This window comes from Mycobacterium celatum (assembly GCF_002101595.1).
In the GTDB taxonomy this organism is placed as follows: domain Bacteria; phylum Actinomycetota; class Actinomycetes; order Mycobacteriales; family Mycobacteriaceae; genus Mycobacterium; species Mycobacterium celatum.
In genome coordinates this window covers 244498-261445 of the sequence record NZ_LQOM01000016.1, presented here as the reverse complement: position 1 = coordinate 261445, position 16948 = coordinate 244498, and the positions used below count along the sequence as shown (strand labels likewise).

The 16948-nt window shown below is 67.1% G+C and carries 13 protein-coding genes and 1 CRISPR repeat array; of the genes, 3 read left to right on the top strand and 10 right to left on the bottom strand.

Annotated features, from left to right (window positions below; all coding sequences use genetic code 11):
• Positions 1-56 precede the first annotated feature (56 nt).
• A complete protein-coding gene (locus AWB95_RS04990) occupies positions 57-791 on the top strand; it encodes an ATP-binding cassette domain-containing protein (protein ID WP_428838827.1) in 735 nt (244 codons plus the stop codon).
• A 2-nt stretch (positions 792-793) separates the two neighbouring features.
• A complete protein-coding gene (locus AWB95_RS04985; RefSeq protein WP_062541213.1) occupies positions 794-2707 on the top strand; it encodes a YhgE/Pip domain-containing protein in 1914 nt (637 codons plus the stop codon).
• 18 nt (positions 2708-2725) lie between these two features.
• On the opposite strand, the gene gatA is transcribed toward AWB95_RS04985, so the two are convergent.
• Both gatA and gatC read right to left on the bottom strand, forming a co-directional pair.
• Positions 2726-4210, bottom strand: coding sequence for an Asp-tRNA(Asn)/Glu-tRNA(Gln) amidotransferase subunit GatA (gatA, locus tag AWB95_RS04980; RefSeq protein ID WP_085167738.1), 1485 nt, complete (start codon positions 4208-4210; stop codon positions 2726-2728).
• Complete coding sequence (gatC, locus tag AWB95_RS04975; RefSeq protein WP_062541212.1) at positions 4207-4506, bottom strand: Asp-tRNA(Asn)/Glu-tRNA(Gln) amidotransferase subunit GatC; 300 nt, start codon at positions 4504-4506, stop codon at positions 4207-4209. The genes gatA and gatC overlap by 4 nt, the downstream gene beginning before the upstream one ends.
• 148 nt (positions 4507-4654) lie before the next feature.
• On the opposite strand from gatC, the gene AWB95_RS04970 reads away from it, so the two are divergent.
• Positions 4655-5314 carry an ACT domain-containing protein gene (locus tag AWB95_RS04970; RefSeq protein WP_099539788.1) on the top strand — a complete coding sequence of 220 codons (660 nt, stop codon included), beginning with the start codon at positions 4655-4657 and terminating at the stop codon, positions 5312-5314.
• 1 nt (position 5315) lies between these two features.
• Here the strand turns inward: AWB95_RS04970 and AWB95_RS04965 are convergent, their stop codons facing one another.
• The 8 genes from AWB95_RS04965 to ligA form a co-directional block, all read right to left on the bottom strand.
• Positions 5316-6413 carry a hypothetical protein gene (locus AWB95_RS04965; protein WP_085167734.1) on the bottom strand — a complete coding sequence of 366 codons (1098 nt, stop codon included), beginning with the start codon at positions 6411-6413 and terminating at the stop codon, positions 5316-5318.
• Positions 6410-7474, bottom strand: a complete 1065-nt coding sequence (locus AWB95_RS04960; protein WP_062541520.1) for a vWA domain-containing protein — start codon at positions 7472-7474, stop codon at positions 6410-6412. Before AWB95_RS04960 ends, AWB95_RS04965 begins: the two co-directional genes overlap by 4 nt.
• Entirely contained in the window at positions 7471-8562 is a 1092-nt protein-coding gene (locus tag AWB95_RS04955) for a hypothetical protein (RefSeq protein ID WP_062541519.1), read from the bottom strand. The genes AWB95_RS04960 and AWB95_RS04955 overlap by 4 nt, the downstream gene beginning before the upstream one ends.
• Positions 8553-9029: a hypothetical protein gene (locus tag AWB95_RS04950; protein ID WP_062541518.1), complete on the bottom strand. Its 477-nt coding sequence runs from the start codon at positions 9027-9029 to the stop codon at positions 8553-8555. Before AWB95_RS04950 ends, AWB95_RS04955 begins: the two co-directional genes overlap by 10 nt.
• Positions 9019-9891, bottom strand: a complete 873-nt coding sequence (locus tag AWB95_RS04945; RefSeq protein ID WP_062541517.1) for a DUF58 domain-containing protein — start codon at positions 9889-9891, stop codon at positions 9019-9021. The genes AWB95_RS04950 and AWB95_RS04945 overlap by 11 nt, the downstream gene beginning before the upstream one ends.
• A 5-nt stretch (positions 9892-9896) precedes the next feature.
• On the bottom strand, positions 9897-10904 hold the full coding sequence (locus AWB95_RS04940) for an AAA family ATPase (RefSeq protein WP_062541516.1): 1008 nt from the start codon (positions 10902-10904) through the stop codon (positions 9897-9899).
• A 2-nt stretch (positions 10905-10906) separates the two neighbouring features.
• Positions 10907-11821 (bottom strand): DUF4878 domain-containing protein, encoded by a 915-nt coding sequence (locus tag AWB95_RS04935; protein ID WP_169714637.1) that lies wholly within the window; start codon positions 11819-11821, stop codon positions 10907-10909.
• Between the two features lie 405 nt (positions 11822-12226).
• Entirely contained in the window at positions 12227-14314 is a 2088-nt protein-coding gene (gene ligA, locus AWB95_RS04930) for an NAD-dependent DNA ligase LigA (RefSeq protein ID WP_062538552.1), read from the bottom strand.
• Between the two features lie 241 nt (positions 14315-14555).
• Positions 14556-16906: a CRISPR direct-repeat array (repeat unit 28 nt; unit sequence GGATCATCCCCGCATTCGCGGGGAGCAC).
• Positions 16907-16948 lie beyond the last annotated feature (42 nt).

Below are 16948 nucleotides of genomic sequence, written 5' to 3'. Positions count from 1 at the left end.
GCTTTGATGTGCTCAAGGGCGACGCTCAGCTAGCCGCCGACGCAGAGGGGACACCCGTGCCAGACCAGGAGTCAGCCCAGCAACAGCCGCCGCCAGCGGTCGTGGCGCGCGGTATTTCGATGACCGGACCGTGGGGTCCGGTCTTCGGTCCGCTCGACCTGGACATCGACACCGGCGGGGTCACAGTGCTCACTGCCCCGGCCGGATCGGGGCGTACCGCATTGCTGATGACGGTAGCCGGCCGGATGAAGCCCGCGACCGGAACCATCACGGTGTTCGGTCGCAGCAAAGCCCGCGACATCTTCGCGGTGTCTGCGCTGGCCGGCATCGAGCAACTCGACTCGGTGTTCGAGTCGGTCACCGTCCGCGACCTGATCACCGAGCAGATCCGCTGGGATGCGCCCTGGTATCGGTTGGTCCGCCGCGCCGGTGAAGCCGAACTGGAGACGGTGTGCCGGCCGGTGTTCGGCGATCTGCCGCTGCCGCGCCTCACCGAATACGTCGAAGAACTCGACGAGCTGAACCGGCTGCTGTTGCGCATCGCGCTGGCCAACACCGCCCGGCCGCCGCTGCTGGTGGTCGCCAACCTCGACCAGGTGACCAGCGACCGGAACCGCGAGACGTTGATCGCGCGCCTGGTCGACCTGGGGGAGCAACAGACCGTGGTCACCGCGACGGTAAACGAGCTGCCGACCGGACTGGGCATCCGAAAGCAGCTACCGGTCGAACACCTGGAACGCGCCAACCTCACGCGCACCGGGCACGGCCGACACGAGAAAGGCGACAATTGATCATGCTTGCCGGAATGTCGCTGGGCACCGACCTCAAACGCTATTCCCGCGGCACCATGCCGCGGGTGGCGTTGGTCACGATCATCGTGCTGCCACTGCTGTACGGCGCGATGTACCTGTGGGCATTTTGGAATCCGTTCGCCGCGGTCGACAAGATCCCGGTCGCACTGGTCAACGAGGACCGCGGGGCAATGGTGACGGGACGCGATCTGCACGCCGGCGACGAGGTGGCCAAAGCGTTGCTGCAGTCCCGCCAGCTCGATCTGCATGAGATGTCGGCAAGCCAAGCTGCCAAAGGAGTTTCGGACGGCAGATACTACTTTTCGATCAGCCTGCCGAAGGATTTCAGCGCGGCGGCGGTGTCGCCTGCGGGCGACCATCCCCGGAAGGCGGAAATCGTGTTCCGGTTCAACGATGCCAACAATTACCTGGCCTCGGTGATGGGGCAGAACGCTGCCCGGGAGGTGCTCAACCAAGTCAGCGCCAAGGTCGGTGAGCAGGTCATCGGCACCGCGCTGACCGAGCTCACTGGCGAAGTCAAGAAGGCATCCGACGGCGCGGGCCAATTGTCGAACGGCTCCTGGCAACTCGCAGAAGGCTTGGCGACCGCGCGGGACGGCTCGGCAAAACTCGCAGACGGTACTCGTCAGCTGTCTGCCGGCATCCAGCAGGCCACCGACCCACTGCTGAAAATGTTGAATGACGTCGCCGGGTTGGGCATTGACCCGGACGCGGCCGGCGCCGCGGCGACGCGGCTAAGCGGCAGCATCACGAAGGTGACCGATCGGATTGCGTCCCTGAACGTCAACTATCAGCATGCCGCCGGGATCGTCAACCAGGTGGTGGACGGCTTGCGCGCGAATCCGAACCCGAACGTGCGGGGGCTCGCCGACACGCTGGCCGGTGCGCAGAAGCTGCTGAACGCCGCCGGGATGGACCCGGCCACCGACGAGGGCCTGGCCGAACTGCGCAACAACACCCGACAGCTGGAAAACGATCTGGCCGACCCCAAAAGCCGGCTGCGGACATTGATCACCCAGCTGCTGAACGGCCAGCTGAAAGCCGACCTGGTCAAATTGCGCACCGGCGCAACCGATGTCGACACCGGTGCGCACAAGCTCAACGACGGGCTGGCGGAACTGGCAGACGGCGGGAACCGACTCAACGACGGGGCGCAGCAGTTGGCGAGTGGGCTGGCACAGGCCGACGAGCGAGTATCTACGTTAACCGATCAGCAGCGCGTCCAGGTTTCCCAGATCCTGGCCAGCCCGGTGGGTGTCGAGATGGGTTTCACCCACCACGCCGCCACGTTCGGCGCCGGGTTTGCGCCGTTCTTCCTGCCGCTCGCCCTGTTCATCGGCTCGTTGATCATCTGGATGTTGTTGACGCCGTTGCAAACCCGCGCCATCGTCCACGGGCTCGGCGCGTTGCGAGTGGTGCTGGCCTCGTACTGGCCAGCGCTGCTGCTGGGAGTGGGCCAGGTGGTGCTGATGTATGCGGTGGTGCACTTCGGCGTCGGACTCAACGCCAAGTACGCGGCTGGTATGGTGGCCTTCCTGATCCTGATCACCGCCGCATTCCTGGCGTTGATCCAGGCGTTCAATGCGGTCTTCGGAGTTGCCGTCGGCAGGGTAATTACCCTGGCATTCTTGATGTTTCAGCTGGTGTCGTCCGGCGGCATCTATCCGGTGGAGACCACGGCGAAGCCATTTCAGGTCCTGCACCCTTACGATCCGATGACCTACGCGGTCAACGGGCTGCGACAGCTGACCGTGGGCGGTATCGACGCTCGGCTGTGGATCTCCGTAGGCGTACTGTCTGGGGTTCTCGTTGCGTCGCTGGCGGCGAGCTCGTGGGCGGCGCGGCGCAACCGCCAGTTCACCGTGGAACGACTGTATCCGCCGATCGAAGTGTGACGTGGCCGCCAGCGCGCCCTAAATCGGGGACGGCAGCGGCCCCCGGGCGGCCTCGTAGGCGGCGCCCACCCGGTACAGCCGGTCGTCGGCCAGCGCCGGCGCCATGATCTGCAGCCCGACCGGCAGCCCGTCGTCCGGCGACAAGCCCGACGGCACCGACATGCCGCAGTGCCCCGCCAGGTTCAGCGGCAGCGTGCACAAGTCGAACAGATACATGGCCAGCGGGTCGTCGACCTTCTCCCCCAACCGGAATGCCGTCGTCGGGGTTGCGGGTGACACCAGCACATCGACGGACTCGTAGGCCTCGTCGAGATCCCGGGCGATCAGCGTGCGCACCTTCTGAGCCTGGTTGTAGTAGGCGTCGTAGTAGCCCGCCGACAGCGCGTAGGTGCCGATCATGATGCGCCGCTTGACTTCCGGGCCGAACCCGGCGGCGCGGGTCAGCGCCATCACCTCTTCGGCGCTGTGCGTGCCGTCGTCGCCGACCCGCAGGCCGTAGCGCATCGCGTCGAAGCGGGCAAGGTTCGAGGAGACCTCCGACGGCAGGATCAGGTAGTAGGCGGCCAGCGCGTAATCGAAATGGGGACAATCGACTTCGCTCACCTCGGCGCCGAGTTTGGTCAGCTGCTCGACCGCGTCGTTGAACGACGCCAGTACGCCGGGCTGGTATCCCGCGCCGCTGTGCAGCTGGCGGACCACGCCGATGCGCACGCCTTGGAGATCCCCCGCCGCGCCGGCCTTGGCGGCGCCGACCACGTCGGGCACCGGGGCGTCGACGGATGTGGAGTCACGCGTGTCGTGCCCGGCGATCACCTGGTGCAGCAGCGCGGTGTCGAGCACGGTGCGCGCACACGGCCCGCCCTGGTCCAGCGACGACGCGCACGCCACCAACCCGTAGCGCGACACCGTGCCGTAGGTGGGTTTGACGCCGACCGTGGCGGTCAGCGCGGCGGGCTGGCGGATCGAGCCGCCGGTGTCGGTGCCGATGCCAAGCGGCGCCTGGAACGCCGCCAGCGCCGTCGCAGTACCGCCGCCCGAGCCGCCGGGCACCCGCTCCACATCCCACGGGTTGCGGGTGGGGCCGTAGGCGGAGTTTTCCGTCGACGAGCCCATCGCGAACTCGTCCATGTTGGTCTTGCCAAGGATCGGAATGCCGGCCGCCCGCAAGCGTGCCGTCACGGTGGCGTCGTATGGAGAGCGCCAGCCCTCCAAGATCTTGGATCCGCAGGTGGTGGGCATGTCGGCCGTGGTGAACACGTCCTTGAGCGCCAGCGGCACCCCGGCCAGCGGGGACGGCAGCGCCTCGCCGGCGGCCAGCGCTTTGTCGACGGCGCCCGCCGCGGCCAGCGCCTTATCGGCCGCGACATGCAGAAAGGCGTTGTAGCGTTCGTCGGTGGCCTCGATCTGGTCGAGACAGGCCTGGGTGATTTCGGCCGACGACAACTCCTTGGCGGCGATTTTGGCGGCCAGCGTCGCCGCCTCCTGGCGGATGAGGTCGCTCACTGCTCTTCCCCGAGGATCTGCGGCACGGCGAAACGGCCGTCGACCGCCGCCGGAGCCTGGTCGAGCGCCTGCTGCTGCGTCAGGCCCGGCGCGATTTCGTCGGGGCGGGTGACGTTGACGTCCTTGAGCGGGTTGTCGGTCGCTTCGACGCCGGTGACGTCGACGGCCTGGATCGCGCTCACGTGCGTCAGGATGGCGTCGAGCTGGCCGGCGAAGCTGTCGAGTTCGCCGTCGGTCAACGCCAGCCGGGCCAGCCGGGCCAGGTGGGCCACCTCGTCACGGGAGATCTGGGACACGAGGCAAGAGCTTAATGGGGCGGCGATCGCAAGCGCGGCGAAGCCGGGCGCCGCGGGTCGCCGCCCCATCAGCCGGCGGCGATCGCAAGCGCGGCGAAGCCGGGCGCCGGGGGTCGCCGCCCCATCAGCACTGTGCGACAGTGTGCGCGTGCCTTCCTATCTGCTACGGGTTCAGCTGGCCGACCGACCGGGCAGCCTCGGCTCGCTGGCGGTCGCGCTCGGCTCGGTGGGCGCCGACATCCTCTCGCTCGACGTGGTCGAGCGAGGGTCCGGCTATGCGATCGACGACCTGGTGGTCGAGTTGCCGGCCGCGGCGATGCCGGACACGTTGATCACCGCGGCCGAGGCGCTCACCGGCGTCCGGGTGGATAGCCTGCGGCCGCACACCGGACTTCTGGAAGCACATCGCGAGCTCGAGCTCATCGATCACATCGCGGCCGCCGGCGCCACGCCGGCCAAGCTGCGGGTGCTGGCCGACGAGGCGCCCCGGGTCGTGCGGGTGGGCTGGTGTGCGGTGCTCTGCGATGCGCCGGGAGGGCTGCAGTTGGTCGTCGGGAGTTCCGGAGCCCCGGAAACCCTGCCGGATGCGGCGCCGTGGATGCCGATCGAGCGGGCCGCCGCACTGGACGGCGGCGCCGACTGGGTGCCACCGGTCTGGCGGGAGATGGACACCACGCTGGTGGCCGCGCCGCTCGGCGAGCCCAACACCGCGCTGCTGCTTGGCCGGCCCGGGGGTCCGGAGTTTCGTCCATCCGAGGTCGCGCGCCTTGGCTATCTGGCCGGAATCGTGGCGACGCTGCTGCACTGAGTTATTCGCTGCTCTCGCCGTAGGCGTTCGAGTTGTCCAGCAAGGTGCGCAGCCGGTCGAGCGGGTCGCCGCTGCCGGTACCCAAGCGCGGGGCGGCGCCGGGACTGCCGACGCTGGGCAGCCGGTCGGGGCTGACCGGGTTGATGGCATCGCCTTCGCCCGCTGCTCCCTCGCCGCCGGGGGGCGCTTCGCCGCCAGATCCGGCGGGCGGCGCACCCGAACCGCCTTGCGGCGGCGGGGAACCCGGGTCCTGGCCCGACGGCGGAGGTGATCCAGGTCCCTGCCCCGACGGCGGCGGGGAACCCTGGCCCTGCTGCGGTGGCGGCGTGCTGCCCTCACCTGGCGGCGGAGGTGGGGAGCCCGAGCCGCCGCCCGAGCCACCAGAGCCGCCTTCGCCACCAGAGCCGCCCGACCCGCCCTGGCCACCCGAACCGCCCGACGAATCCGGCGGCGGCGACGGTGGCGGTGACTCCTGGTTGCTCGACGGCGGCGGCTTGTGCAGGTTCGCGACCTTCTGCTCCAGCCTGGGCAGCGCTTCGTGGCGAATGCGGCGACGATTGACATCCGGGTCGTCATTTCCCGCAAAACACCCCTGCGGGGCCTCCTTGACCACGGTGATCGCGCTGTTGTACCGCTGTTCGGACACCTGCACGTTGCCAGCGCGCGCCGCAAGATCCCCGAGCGTCTCGGTCACCAGCTCCAGGTTGACCCTGACCGGACAGGAGTGCGCAAAACCTATGTGCGCCAATGATTCCTGGAAGCCAGCACTGGCGTCATCCAATCGGCCCTCCAGAACAGCCAGATCCGCATCGGCGAACGACGTCTTGGCCGGCTCGAAGACATCGAACGACTTCAGCGCGGAAACGTCGTCGCGCAGCGCGGCAATGTCGTGCGCGGCGAAATCGCCGACTGCCGAATTACTCACCACCGCAACGCTGATCATCTTGGCCGCCGCCAGCAACAACACCAAGACGACCGGCACGGAGAAGGCGTACAGTCGCCACCGCAACCGAATCCGAGACGGCCCCGAGCGCAACCGCGCCAATGATCCTTCCACCCGGGAGCGGATCGCGAAAAGCGGCGCCTTGCGCAGCATCATCTCGACACGTCCTGGCGCGCCATGCGGTTGAGCCGGAACTCGCGAATGGTCAGCACGATCTCGACCAGCAGCAGCACCGTCGACAACGCGGTGAACACCCAGTACAGCTCGCGGCGCTCGATCAGCTTGGATGTCCGCAGCGAGCCGGCCTCGTCGGACGACGCCCCGGGCGGGTCCACGGCCGGCAGCACGGCAGCAATGCCCTGCCCGCTATCCCGGTGGAAATACGGCACTTTCAGATCGCCCGCGACGTTCTTCAGCCTCTGCTCGTCCAGTGCCGAGCTCAACTCGGCGCCGCTCGCCTGATCGGTTTGGTAAACCTTCGCGCCGTTCACCCAGCCCTGCGGGATCGGGCCACCGGCCGCGGTGCCATAGCCAAGCACCGCGCCGCCGGCGATCGCGCCGGGCGGCGGATCGAACGAGGCGGGTGAGACGCGCGAAGCGGCGTCGCCCGCACCGAAATAGAACACCAGGTTCTTGGAGCCGGTAAACAGCTCCGATGCCGATTTGAGTTGCTCGCTCAGGACGCTCCTGGCCGCGGTCGGGTCGGCTTGATATATCGCGTCGGGGGCGGCGACCGTGTACGACGACAGGCCGTGCACCATCGACGCGAGGCTCCAGGCGTCGTCGGAGAGCGGCCAATCCAGCGTCGCCTTCGATGCGAACGAGATGACCGCGAACCGCGCGCGGTGGTACTCCCCGATCAGCGCGTCGATGTCGGAACGGATTCCGCTCATCCGCGATTGGTGGTCGCCGTAATCCTCCACCCGCGAATTCACCGAACGATCCACCACGAAGAACACGTTCAGATTCGGGTCGGCCGCCGTGGTGCGGTTGGGTTGATCGGCCGATCCGCCGGCCAGGTCGATGCCTGGCCGCGCCGCCGCGAACACCAACAGCAAAACGGCCAGCGTCAGACCACACCAGCGCAATACGACCCGGCGATAGCGGCCACTGCCCGTGCGGACCAGCACCCGATACAGCGCCACCATCCGCACCATGATCAACGCGACCGCGATCACGACGAGAACCGCGGGCGCAAAGACCGGGTTGAACGTCATCGCCGCAGCACCGCCAGCGACAGCCCCAGCAGGGCAGCGAACGCAAGCGCAGCCACCAGGGCCAACCGGGGCGAGTCGAACGACTCGATCGACACCACTTTGCCGTTCGGTAGCGTCGCCTGCGGCGGATGGTCGCGGACCTGGTCGAGGATGCGGCTCAGCGTCGCATCGGCTCCGGAATCGCTCGACGCCAACCCAGAGGGGTTGTACAGAAAGAACTTTCCACCACTCGATTCGGCGATCGAGCGCAGGCTGTCGTTGGCTTGCGGTGAGCTCTGCACGACGTCGGAGCGTGAAATGGCATTGATCTGCACACCGGCGTCCCTGGCCATTCTCGCCACCGCCTGCTCGGTGAACAGGGCAGGGCGCTTCTCGTTCGGCGGCCGCGGCGCGCTGTAGCCGATGTAGACCAGCGACCGCCGATGCGTGCTCTTGGCCTCGAACGACGGAAATCCGGTGAGGCACAACGCGAGGTTGTCCTCGAGGCTGGTCGCATAGTCGACGTAGCCGACCCGCTGGCTGAATTCCTCGATGCCGGACTGCAGTGCGCGACGGTCACCCTCGGGCACCGCCTTGTTGGCGGCCAGGTCCTGCTGGGTTCGGGCGAGCTTGGCGAAGTGCTCGAACCGCGCGGCCGCATACACGTTATCGCGGGTCAACGGGACTATCCGCAGGCTGGTCGAGGTCAGCCCGATGCGTTGGGTGCCATACGACTTGGCTTGCTGGGCGTAGTAGCCGAGGAAGTTCGCGGTCGTGGGATCGGTGACGGGTTCTCCGACGCAGAGCATGATGTCGTCAGGATGTTGCACGTCGAATTCCTTTGTCACCGAAGACATTCCCATCGGCCGGGCGCTGGCGACCAGGGCGGTGGCGAAGGTCGCCAGCAGTAGCGCGCCGGTGATGACCATGGACAGGAAATAGATCCGGTAGACCCGCGCATACTCGGGCAGCCGGGTCAGGCGGTCGACATGCGCCAGCGGCCGCAGCTGACGATGGACCTTGGGCATCGGCAGCAAGGCCGCCGCGGCGATACAGCCCGCAAGGCACAGAATGCCCACGGCGATCAGCGGCCACCACCTCAGCCCCATGACCGGATGAGCTCCTCGGTGGATCGGCCGATCGCGCCGACGTCGACGCGGCTGTCGTCGTTGAACTGAATGTCGCCCAGTGCCTCCAACAACGGCCCGGCCGGCGCCAGGTCGCCGGCTGCGATGTCGCCGACATGCAGGTACTGCGCCCGGGTTCCGGTCGCCATGAACAGAAAACTGCGCAAGGTGCGGCTGATCGCTGCGCCGGCCTGCCGCGCCGAGAGGCCGCCGGTGCGGTACTGCCCGCAGATCCCGGCGACCGAGCGTGCGAAACGTCGGCGCAGCAGCCGTGCATGCAGGCCGCCGATCACCGGCATGGCCCGCAGCCGGGCCGGCGGCATGGTCCACACGAAAACACCTGCAAGCCAAGCGATTACCACTACAATGATGCACACCCCGCCCCACAGCCACCACGGCGAGAACGGCAATGGGCCACTCACATATCGCAGCAGGTCTTCAGCTGGCATTGCGGTACGCCTCGGCCATCTCGACGATGCGCGGACGGATCTCGGCGCTGTCGCCGATCTTGGCGAAGCGGACGTGATGTGACGTCAGGAACTGGTCGAGCTGTACGGCCCGCCGCAGCTCGGCAGCCTGGTAGGCCGCAACGACGCGGGGTCCCAGGGTGGCCCCGTTGAGCACGAATTTGCCGCTGGACACGTCGAATCCGTCCTGCTCGCCCTCGTCCGAGCCGACGGCGGGCAGATCGGTGATCATCAGCCAGATCAGCTCGTGCCGCCCGACAAGCTGGTTGAGCACCTCGTCGAGGCGCGCGCTGACGTCGGGTTCGTCGGAGACCACCACCAGCAGCAACCGTCGGCGGTGCGCGCGTGCCACGTATTCCAGCTGGCTGACGATATCGCTGGGGCCGGGATCGGCCGTCGCGCTGCCGTAGTAGAGCTCGAGCATGCTTTCGATGTGCGTCTCACCGCGGCGGTTGCGGATATTGGCGCAGCCGCGCGAATCGCCGTACACCATTCCGATTTCGTCGCTGCGCCCCATCGCGATCAGCCCGATCGCGCCCATCGCGTTGGCGGCGATGTCGCGTTTGATTTCGCCGCCCGGCGCCAGCGCCGACATGTTCCGCCCGGCGTCGGCGACCAGCAGGATCTTGTGGTGCCGTTCGGAGACATAGCGTTTGATCAGCACCGTCCCCGCCCGCGCCGACGCTTTCCAGTCGATGTCGCGCACGTCGTCGCCGGCCACGTACGGTCGAAGGTCGTCGAGTTCGAGGCTGCGGGTGTGCAGCAGCGCGTATCGCCCGCCCTCCAGCATGCCGCGGGTGTCGGTGCCGAAATACAGGCGTGCCCGGTTGAGGTGCTGGCCCATTGGTGTCAGGGAACTCGAACCGAAGCCAGCACAGCGTCGATCACGGTCTCCGGGGTGACCTTGGCCCGGACCGCTTCGAATCCCAGAATCAGCCGGTGGCGCAGCACACGGTAGGCCAGCTTGTGGATGTCGTCGGGAATCACGTGGTTACGCCCGTTCAGCACCGCCAGCGCCCGCGACGCACGGCAAAACGCAATGGTGGCACGAGGACTGGCGCCGTATTCCACCAGTTTGGCCAGATGCGGTGGCAGGAACTGCTCGGAGTTGCGGGTGGCGTGCACCAGCTGGCTGGCGTAGTGCACCAGGACCTGGTCCATGTGCACGTTGCGCACGACTTGCTGCAGACGCCGGATGTCGTCCAGGCCGACCACCGGGCGTGGCTTTCGGTCGCGGTCGTAGACGCCGGCGTCGATGCGGAAGATGACCTCGGCTTCCTCTTGCGGCATCGGGTAGCGCAGCACCTCTTTGAGCATGAACCGGTCGGTCTGCGCCTCCGAGAGCGGGTAGGTGCCTTCCTGGTCGACGGGGTTCTGCGTCGCAATCACCACGAACGGGTCGGGAATCGGGTAGAGCTGACCGGCGATGGTGGTCTGGCGCTCCTCCATGGCCTCCAGCATCGCACTTTGGGTCTTGGCGCTGGAGCGGTTGATCTCGTCGAGCAACACGATGTTGGTGTGCACCGGTCCCAGTTGGGTGGTGAACGAATTGGTCGACGAGTCATAGATTTGCGTGCCGATGATGTCGCTGGGCAACAGGTCCGGCGTGCACTGGATGCGCTGGAATCCACCGGAGATCGAATCGGCGACCACCCGGGCAGCAGTCGTCTTCGCAAGTCCCGGAACGCTTTCCAGCAGGATGTGGCCTCCGGTGAGCAGCCCGATCAGCAGTGACTCGCGCAGATTCTCTTGCCCGACAACCTTGCTGGAGAACACTTGGCTGATCGCGTTGACAACGCGGTAAGCGTTGTCCATGTCCTGGCGGTTGGGCTGAAGTCGAATATGTTCGGTTGTCATCGTCAGTGCCAATTGATCGTCGGTGGGCTTTGCGAAAGATCGGCCTCGCCAATGACAATGGCCGGTGCGCTACCGCTCACGCTCGAGCCGTCCCTGGTTTGAGCCGTGTACCCGAAAGTGGTCTGCATGGTGACGAGCGCCGACATTTTCAACGGTATGAACCGTATTTCGGCATTGTTGGCGTCGGGCGCCTGCCATGTCACGGTCCCGTCGACGATCCCGGGCACAAACATCTTCTGCGGGCATTGTTCGGGCATCGGCGATTTCGATTGCGCACAGGTGTCCAGCCGCTGCTTGACAGCGGCGACGATGTCCGCCCGGCCCGCCTCACTGACCGAGAGCGCAGGAAGTACGGCAGCCCCGGCGGATGACGCCAGCGACTCGAGCAACACCGGCTTACCCTTCACGGCGATGTTCTTGTTGTTCGAGCCCCAGTCGATCCAGCCGGGAAAAACGTAGGCCACCGATTTTCCCGCCGGTTTACCGAACGCGGTCAGGGTCTCCATCGCCTGATTGGTGGCGGTGAAGCGGGTGAAGTCCAGCCGTACCGCGCTGGCGTCGAGTTTCCAACGGCCGTCGGCCTTTTTGACCGCCAGCGTGCTATCGGAACTCTGGTCGCCGAAACTCACCGTCACGTGGACCTGACCCACGCCGGACGCGTCGCTCGCATTGTCGCCGAGGATCCGGATATTGGAGATCGGCATCTTCTCGATTTGCTTCTTGAGGATGTCGTCGTTCAAGAGCTCTTTGGACGCGGGCTGGTCGGCGCCGTCGGCCAGCGCCGCCTCCGCGTCGCCGCGCGCCAGTGCTTCCAGGTAGCCCTTGACCGCGGCGCTCGGACTGCCCGCGCCGCTGCCGCCACCCCCGCCGAACAACGTGAAGGCCCCGACGATGACGATCACCACGATCACCGCCACGCCGGCACCAACCGTCACCAGCAGCGCCTTGCGGTGACGACGCCCGGCGCGCGGTTGCACAGCAAACTGAGGACCCCACTCCGGTGTGCCAACAGGTCCCCAGCCGGGCGGTGGCGGTGACGGCGGTTGCTGGGCCGGTGGGGCCTGCCACTGCCCCGGCGCCTGCGGCGGCGGGGGCGGCACCCAGCCCGTGGGAGGGGCCGGGGCGGGTCCCCCGATCGGGTTGGGACCGCCGTAGTTGCGCCCCGCGCCCGACGAATCCGTCACTGCACTCCTCCCGCTGAAATAGGCGGCGAACACCGCTTGGCGGGCGGCGCCGGCACCGCAGAGCCGGTGAACCCCGAAAGTCTAACCAGACGCCGACGGGCCTCATGACGGGAATTCGGCCACCATCGAGACCGACGGCTATTCGGCGGTTCCCGAAATCCCGGCCGGGCCTTCGGTCAGCAACCGGCGAAAACCGTCCTCGTCGAGGATTGGCACACCCAGTTCGACGGCCTTGTCGTACTTGGATCCGGGCGAATCCCCGGCGACCACGTAGGCGGTCTTCTTCGACACCGAACCGGCGGCCTTGCCGCCCCGGGCGACGATGGCCTCCTTCGCGTCGTCGCGGGAGAAGCCGGTCAGCGACCCGGTGACCACGATCGACAACCCCTCCAGCGTGCGGGGCACGCTGGCGTCGCGCTCGTCGGCCATCCGCACCCCGGCGGCGCGCCACTTGTCGACGATCGCGCGATGCCAGTCGACGGTGAACCACTCTTTGACCGCGTCGGCGATGGTCGGCCCGACTCCCTCGACGGCGGCCAGCTGCTCGGTGGACGCCGACGTGATCGCGTCCAGGCTGCCGAATTCTCCTGCCAGCGCCCGCGCCGCGGTCGGCCCGACGTGCCGGATGGACAACGCCACCAGCACCCGCCACAGCGGCTGCTCCTTGGCCTTGTCCAGGTTGGCCAGCAGCCGCTTGCCGTTGGCCGACAGCGTGCCGGCCTTGGTGCGGAACAAGTCGGTGCGCAGCAGGTCGTCCTCGGTGAGGCTGAACAGATCGCCTTCGTCGGCAATGACTTTGGCCTTCAGCAGCGCAATGCCGGCTTCGTAGCCCAGCCCCTCGATATCGAGCGCGCCGCGGCTCGCGACATGAAACACCCGCTCCCGCAGCTGCGCCGGACACGACCGCGAGTTGGGACAGCGGATGTCGGCGTCGCCCTTTTTGGCCGGGGCCAGCGTCGTCCCGCACTCCGGACACGTTGTGGGCATGACGAATTCGCGTTCCGACCCGTCACGTAGGTCGACGACCGGCCCCAGCACCTCGGGAATCACGTCGCCCGCCTTGCGGATCACCACGGTGTCGCCGATCAGCACGCCCTTGCGTTTGACCTCCGACGCGTTGTGCAGCGTCGCCAGCCCGACCGTCGACCCGGCGACCTTCACCGGCGTCATGTAGGCGAACGGGGTGACCCGTCCGGTGCGCCCGACGTTGACCCGGATGTCGAGCAGCTTGGTCTGCGCCTCCTCGGGCGGGTACTTGTAGGCGATCGCCCAGCGAGGCGCCCGCGAGGTGGAACCGAGCCGGCGTTGCAACGCGACTTCGTCGACTTTGACCACCACGCCGTCGATTTCGTGGTCGACGTCGTGGCGGTGCTCACCCCAGTAGGCGATGCGCTCATGCACGCCGGCCAGTCCGTCCACCCGGGTGGTGTGCTCGGAAACCGGTAGGCCCCAAGCCTTTAGCGCGAGGTAGGCGTCATGCAGGCTGGCCGGCCGGAAGCCTTCGGTGTGCCCCAGGCCGTGACACATCATCCGCAGCTTGCGGCGGGCGGTCACCGCGGGATCCTTCTGTCGCAGTGATCCCGCCGCGCTGTTGCGCGGGTTGGCGAACGGTGTCTTGCCGTCCTCGACCAGCGCGGCGTTGAGCGCCTCGAAATCGGCCAGCCGGAAGAACACCTCGCCGCGGACTTCGAGGACATCGGGGATCGGGTAGTCGGCGCTGGCGTTCAGGCGCTCGGGCACGTCCTCGATGGTGCGGGCGTTGAGGGTGACGTCCTCGCCGGTGCGGCCGTCGCCGCGGGTGGCAGCGCGGACCAGCCGGCCACCCCGGTACACCAGCGACAGCGCGACACCGTCGATCTTGAGCTCGCACAGGTAGTGGGCGTCGCCGCCGATTTCCGCGCGGACGCGGGCCGCCCACGCGTCGAACTCCTCGGCGCTGAAAACGTTGTCCAGCGACAGCATCCGCTCCAGGTGCTCGGCCGGCAGGAAGTCGGTGGCGAAGCCCGCGCCGCCGACCAGTTGGGTCGGTGAATCGGGGGTGCGCAGTTCGGGGTACTGATCCTCGAGAGCCTGCAGGCGGCGCAGCAGCTCGTCGAACTCGGCGTCGGAGATGACCGGCGCGTCGCGCACGTAGTAGCGGAACTGGTGTTCACGCACCTCGTCGGCCAGTTCCCGCCATTGCCGGCGAACGTCGGGCGCAACCGGATCAGCTTCTGCCGAGCTCACCTTGGCAGGCTATCGAAGGTCAGTCCTCGACGTGTTTCCGCAAGTGCGCCGGCGCGACGTAGGTGTCCCGAATCCCTCGGAACATGCGACATCGTGCAAGGGCACTTCTCGTAGTAGGCAGGTTCAACCAGGCACTCGCAGAGGACGTTTATCGGCGGCCCACGCGGCGCGGGCGCGGCCCGGGTCATCCCCGCTTCGCGGGGAACACAACGGTGTGCTGCTGACCATCGTCGAGTCCGGAGGATCATCCCCGCCTGCGCGGGGAGCACGTAAGCCGCCTTCGCCAACGATGTCTTGGTCGGGGATCATCCCCGCATTCGCGGGGAGCACGTTTGCCCAACCTCCTCCGACCATCCGTAGAAGGGATCATCCCCGCATTCGCGGGGAGCACGTTTTCCTCCACTGCCAGGTATGCCGACTTCGCGGATCATCCCCGCATTCGCGGGGAGCACTCCGGGGTGATGTCGATCTGGCCCAAAACCTCGGGATCATCCCCGCATTCGCGGGGAGCACATGCCCCTCATCAAGCATGGCGGCGATCATGCGGGATCATCCCCGCATTCGCGGGGAGCACCACCCTCTGGCAAGGCTTGGCCGTACCGATCAAGGATCATCCCCGCATTCGCGGGGAGCACCCATCCGCAAGTCGGTTGATCCTGACGACATCGGGATCATCCCCGCATTCGCGGGGAGCACCTTCACGCCCCGAATCGCGTTCTGCCGCCGCGCGGATCATCCCCGCATTCGCGGGGAGCACAAACCGTCAGTGATGCGACACAGGTCGGTGCGAGGATCATCCCCGCATTCGCGGGGAGCACATTCGCGTCAAGAGTGCGGCGGTGGCCTGCACTTCGGATCATCCCCGCATTCGCGGGGAGCACCATAACCTCAGTGGCAGGGACCAGCCCCATTACGGATCATCCCCGCATTCGCGGGGAGCACAACTGCCGCAACTGCCAACGCAAGACGCAGCTGGGATCATCCCCGCATTCGCGGGGAGCACAGACCGTCCCTGCCGCGTCGATGAGTCGATCGGGGATCATCCCCGCATTCGCGGGGAGCACAGCAGGTGGGTGTTGTTCACGGTGCCCCCGGGGGGATCATCCCCGCATTCGCGGGGAGCACTACTCTTGCCGTGGAAGTGTCGCAAACCCGCAGGGATCATCCCCGCATTCGCGGGGAGCACAGCACAAGGCGTATGCCCGCCAGTACCGCATCGCGGATCATCCCCGCATTCGCGGGGAGCACCTTGGCCGGCATGATCAGGTCCGGGTCGGTCGTGGGATCATCCCCGCATTCGCGGGGAGCACAAAGTGCGCAACAGTCGCGGCCAGACGGTCTCGGGATCATCCCCGCATTCGCGGGGAGCACTCACGGTCGTAGTTGTCGCGAGTCGCCGCGTCCGGATCATCCCCGCATTCGCGGGGAGCACCCGTTGACCAGCTCGGCGACGAACTGCGCTCACGGATCATCCCCGCATTCGCGGGGAGCACGGCCCAGCGTCTTACGTCCGACCAGGCGCCGGGGGATCATCCCCGCATTCGCGGGGAGCACGGTATCTGCGGAGATGCGCGCCTTCGGGCAGCGCGGATCATCCCCGCATTCGCGGGGAGCACGCCGAGTGGCTGTAGCGCCTGGTTCGCATAGAGGGATCATCCCCGCATTCGCGGGGAGCACAACGGAGTGCAATACAGCCCGGCCGGCTACTTCGGATCATCCCCGCATTCGCGGGGAGCACACTCGACCGACGGCATCCTGTTCGTCTATGGGCGGATCATCCCCGCATTCGCGGGGAGCACACCGCGCTCAACAACACGCGCCAGAACGCCCAGGGATCATCCCCGCATTCGCGGGGAGCACCTCGTCCGACTAGCCGGATACGGGGCACAACCGGGATCATCCCCGCATTCGCGGGGAGCACGAAGTAGAGATCCGTCTAGCCTACGAGCGGGGAGGATCATCCCCGCATTCGCGGGGAGCACGACCTGCTCGATGATCTTGCCCATCTCAATGACGGATCATCCCCGCATTCGCGGGGAGCACCACCCCGGAGAACTGGGCCGCAGCAGAGGCCAGGGATCATCCCCGCATTCGCGGGGAGCACCCCGGCGGGGGAGACCTGTACCCCTTCCAGCAGGGATCATCCCCGCATTCGCGGGGAGCACAACCCGTTCACCGGTGCCTACCAGAAGCGCCAGGGATCATCCCCGCATTCGCGGGGAGCACGGCGCGTTCAACCCGTTGCAGATGGTCCAGATGGGATCATCCCCGCATTCGCGGGGAGCACTTCAATAACCTGTTCACGAATTTCTTTGCGCTGGGATCATCCCCGCATTCGCGGGGAGCACGTTGCGGCGGCGCAGGAGCGCCGGGGTAGACGGGGATCATCCCCGCATTCGCGGGGAGCACACGCACATGTTCGGCGTCGTTGATCGGATAGCGGGATCATCCCCGCATTCGCGGGGAGCACAGAACTCCGGGAACCCATAAGGTCCGAGATCGAGGATCATCCCCGCATTCGCGGGGAGCACTTGTGTGGCGCCAAGGAGACCATCGGTGACGTAGGATCATCCCCGCATTCGCGGGGAGCACACTACTTGACGAGGCCAGTTGCAGAGTTTAACCCAAAACCTC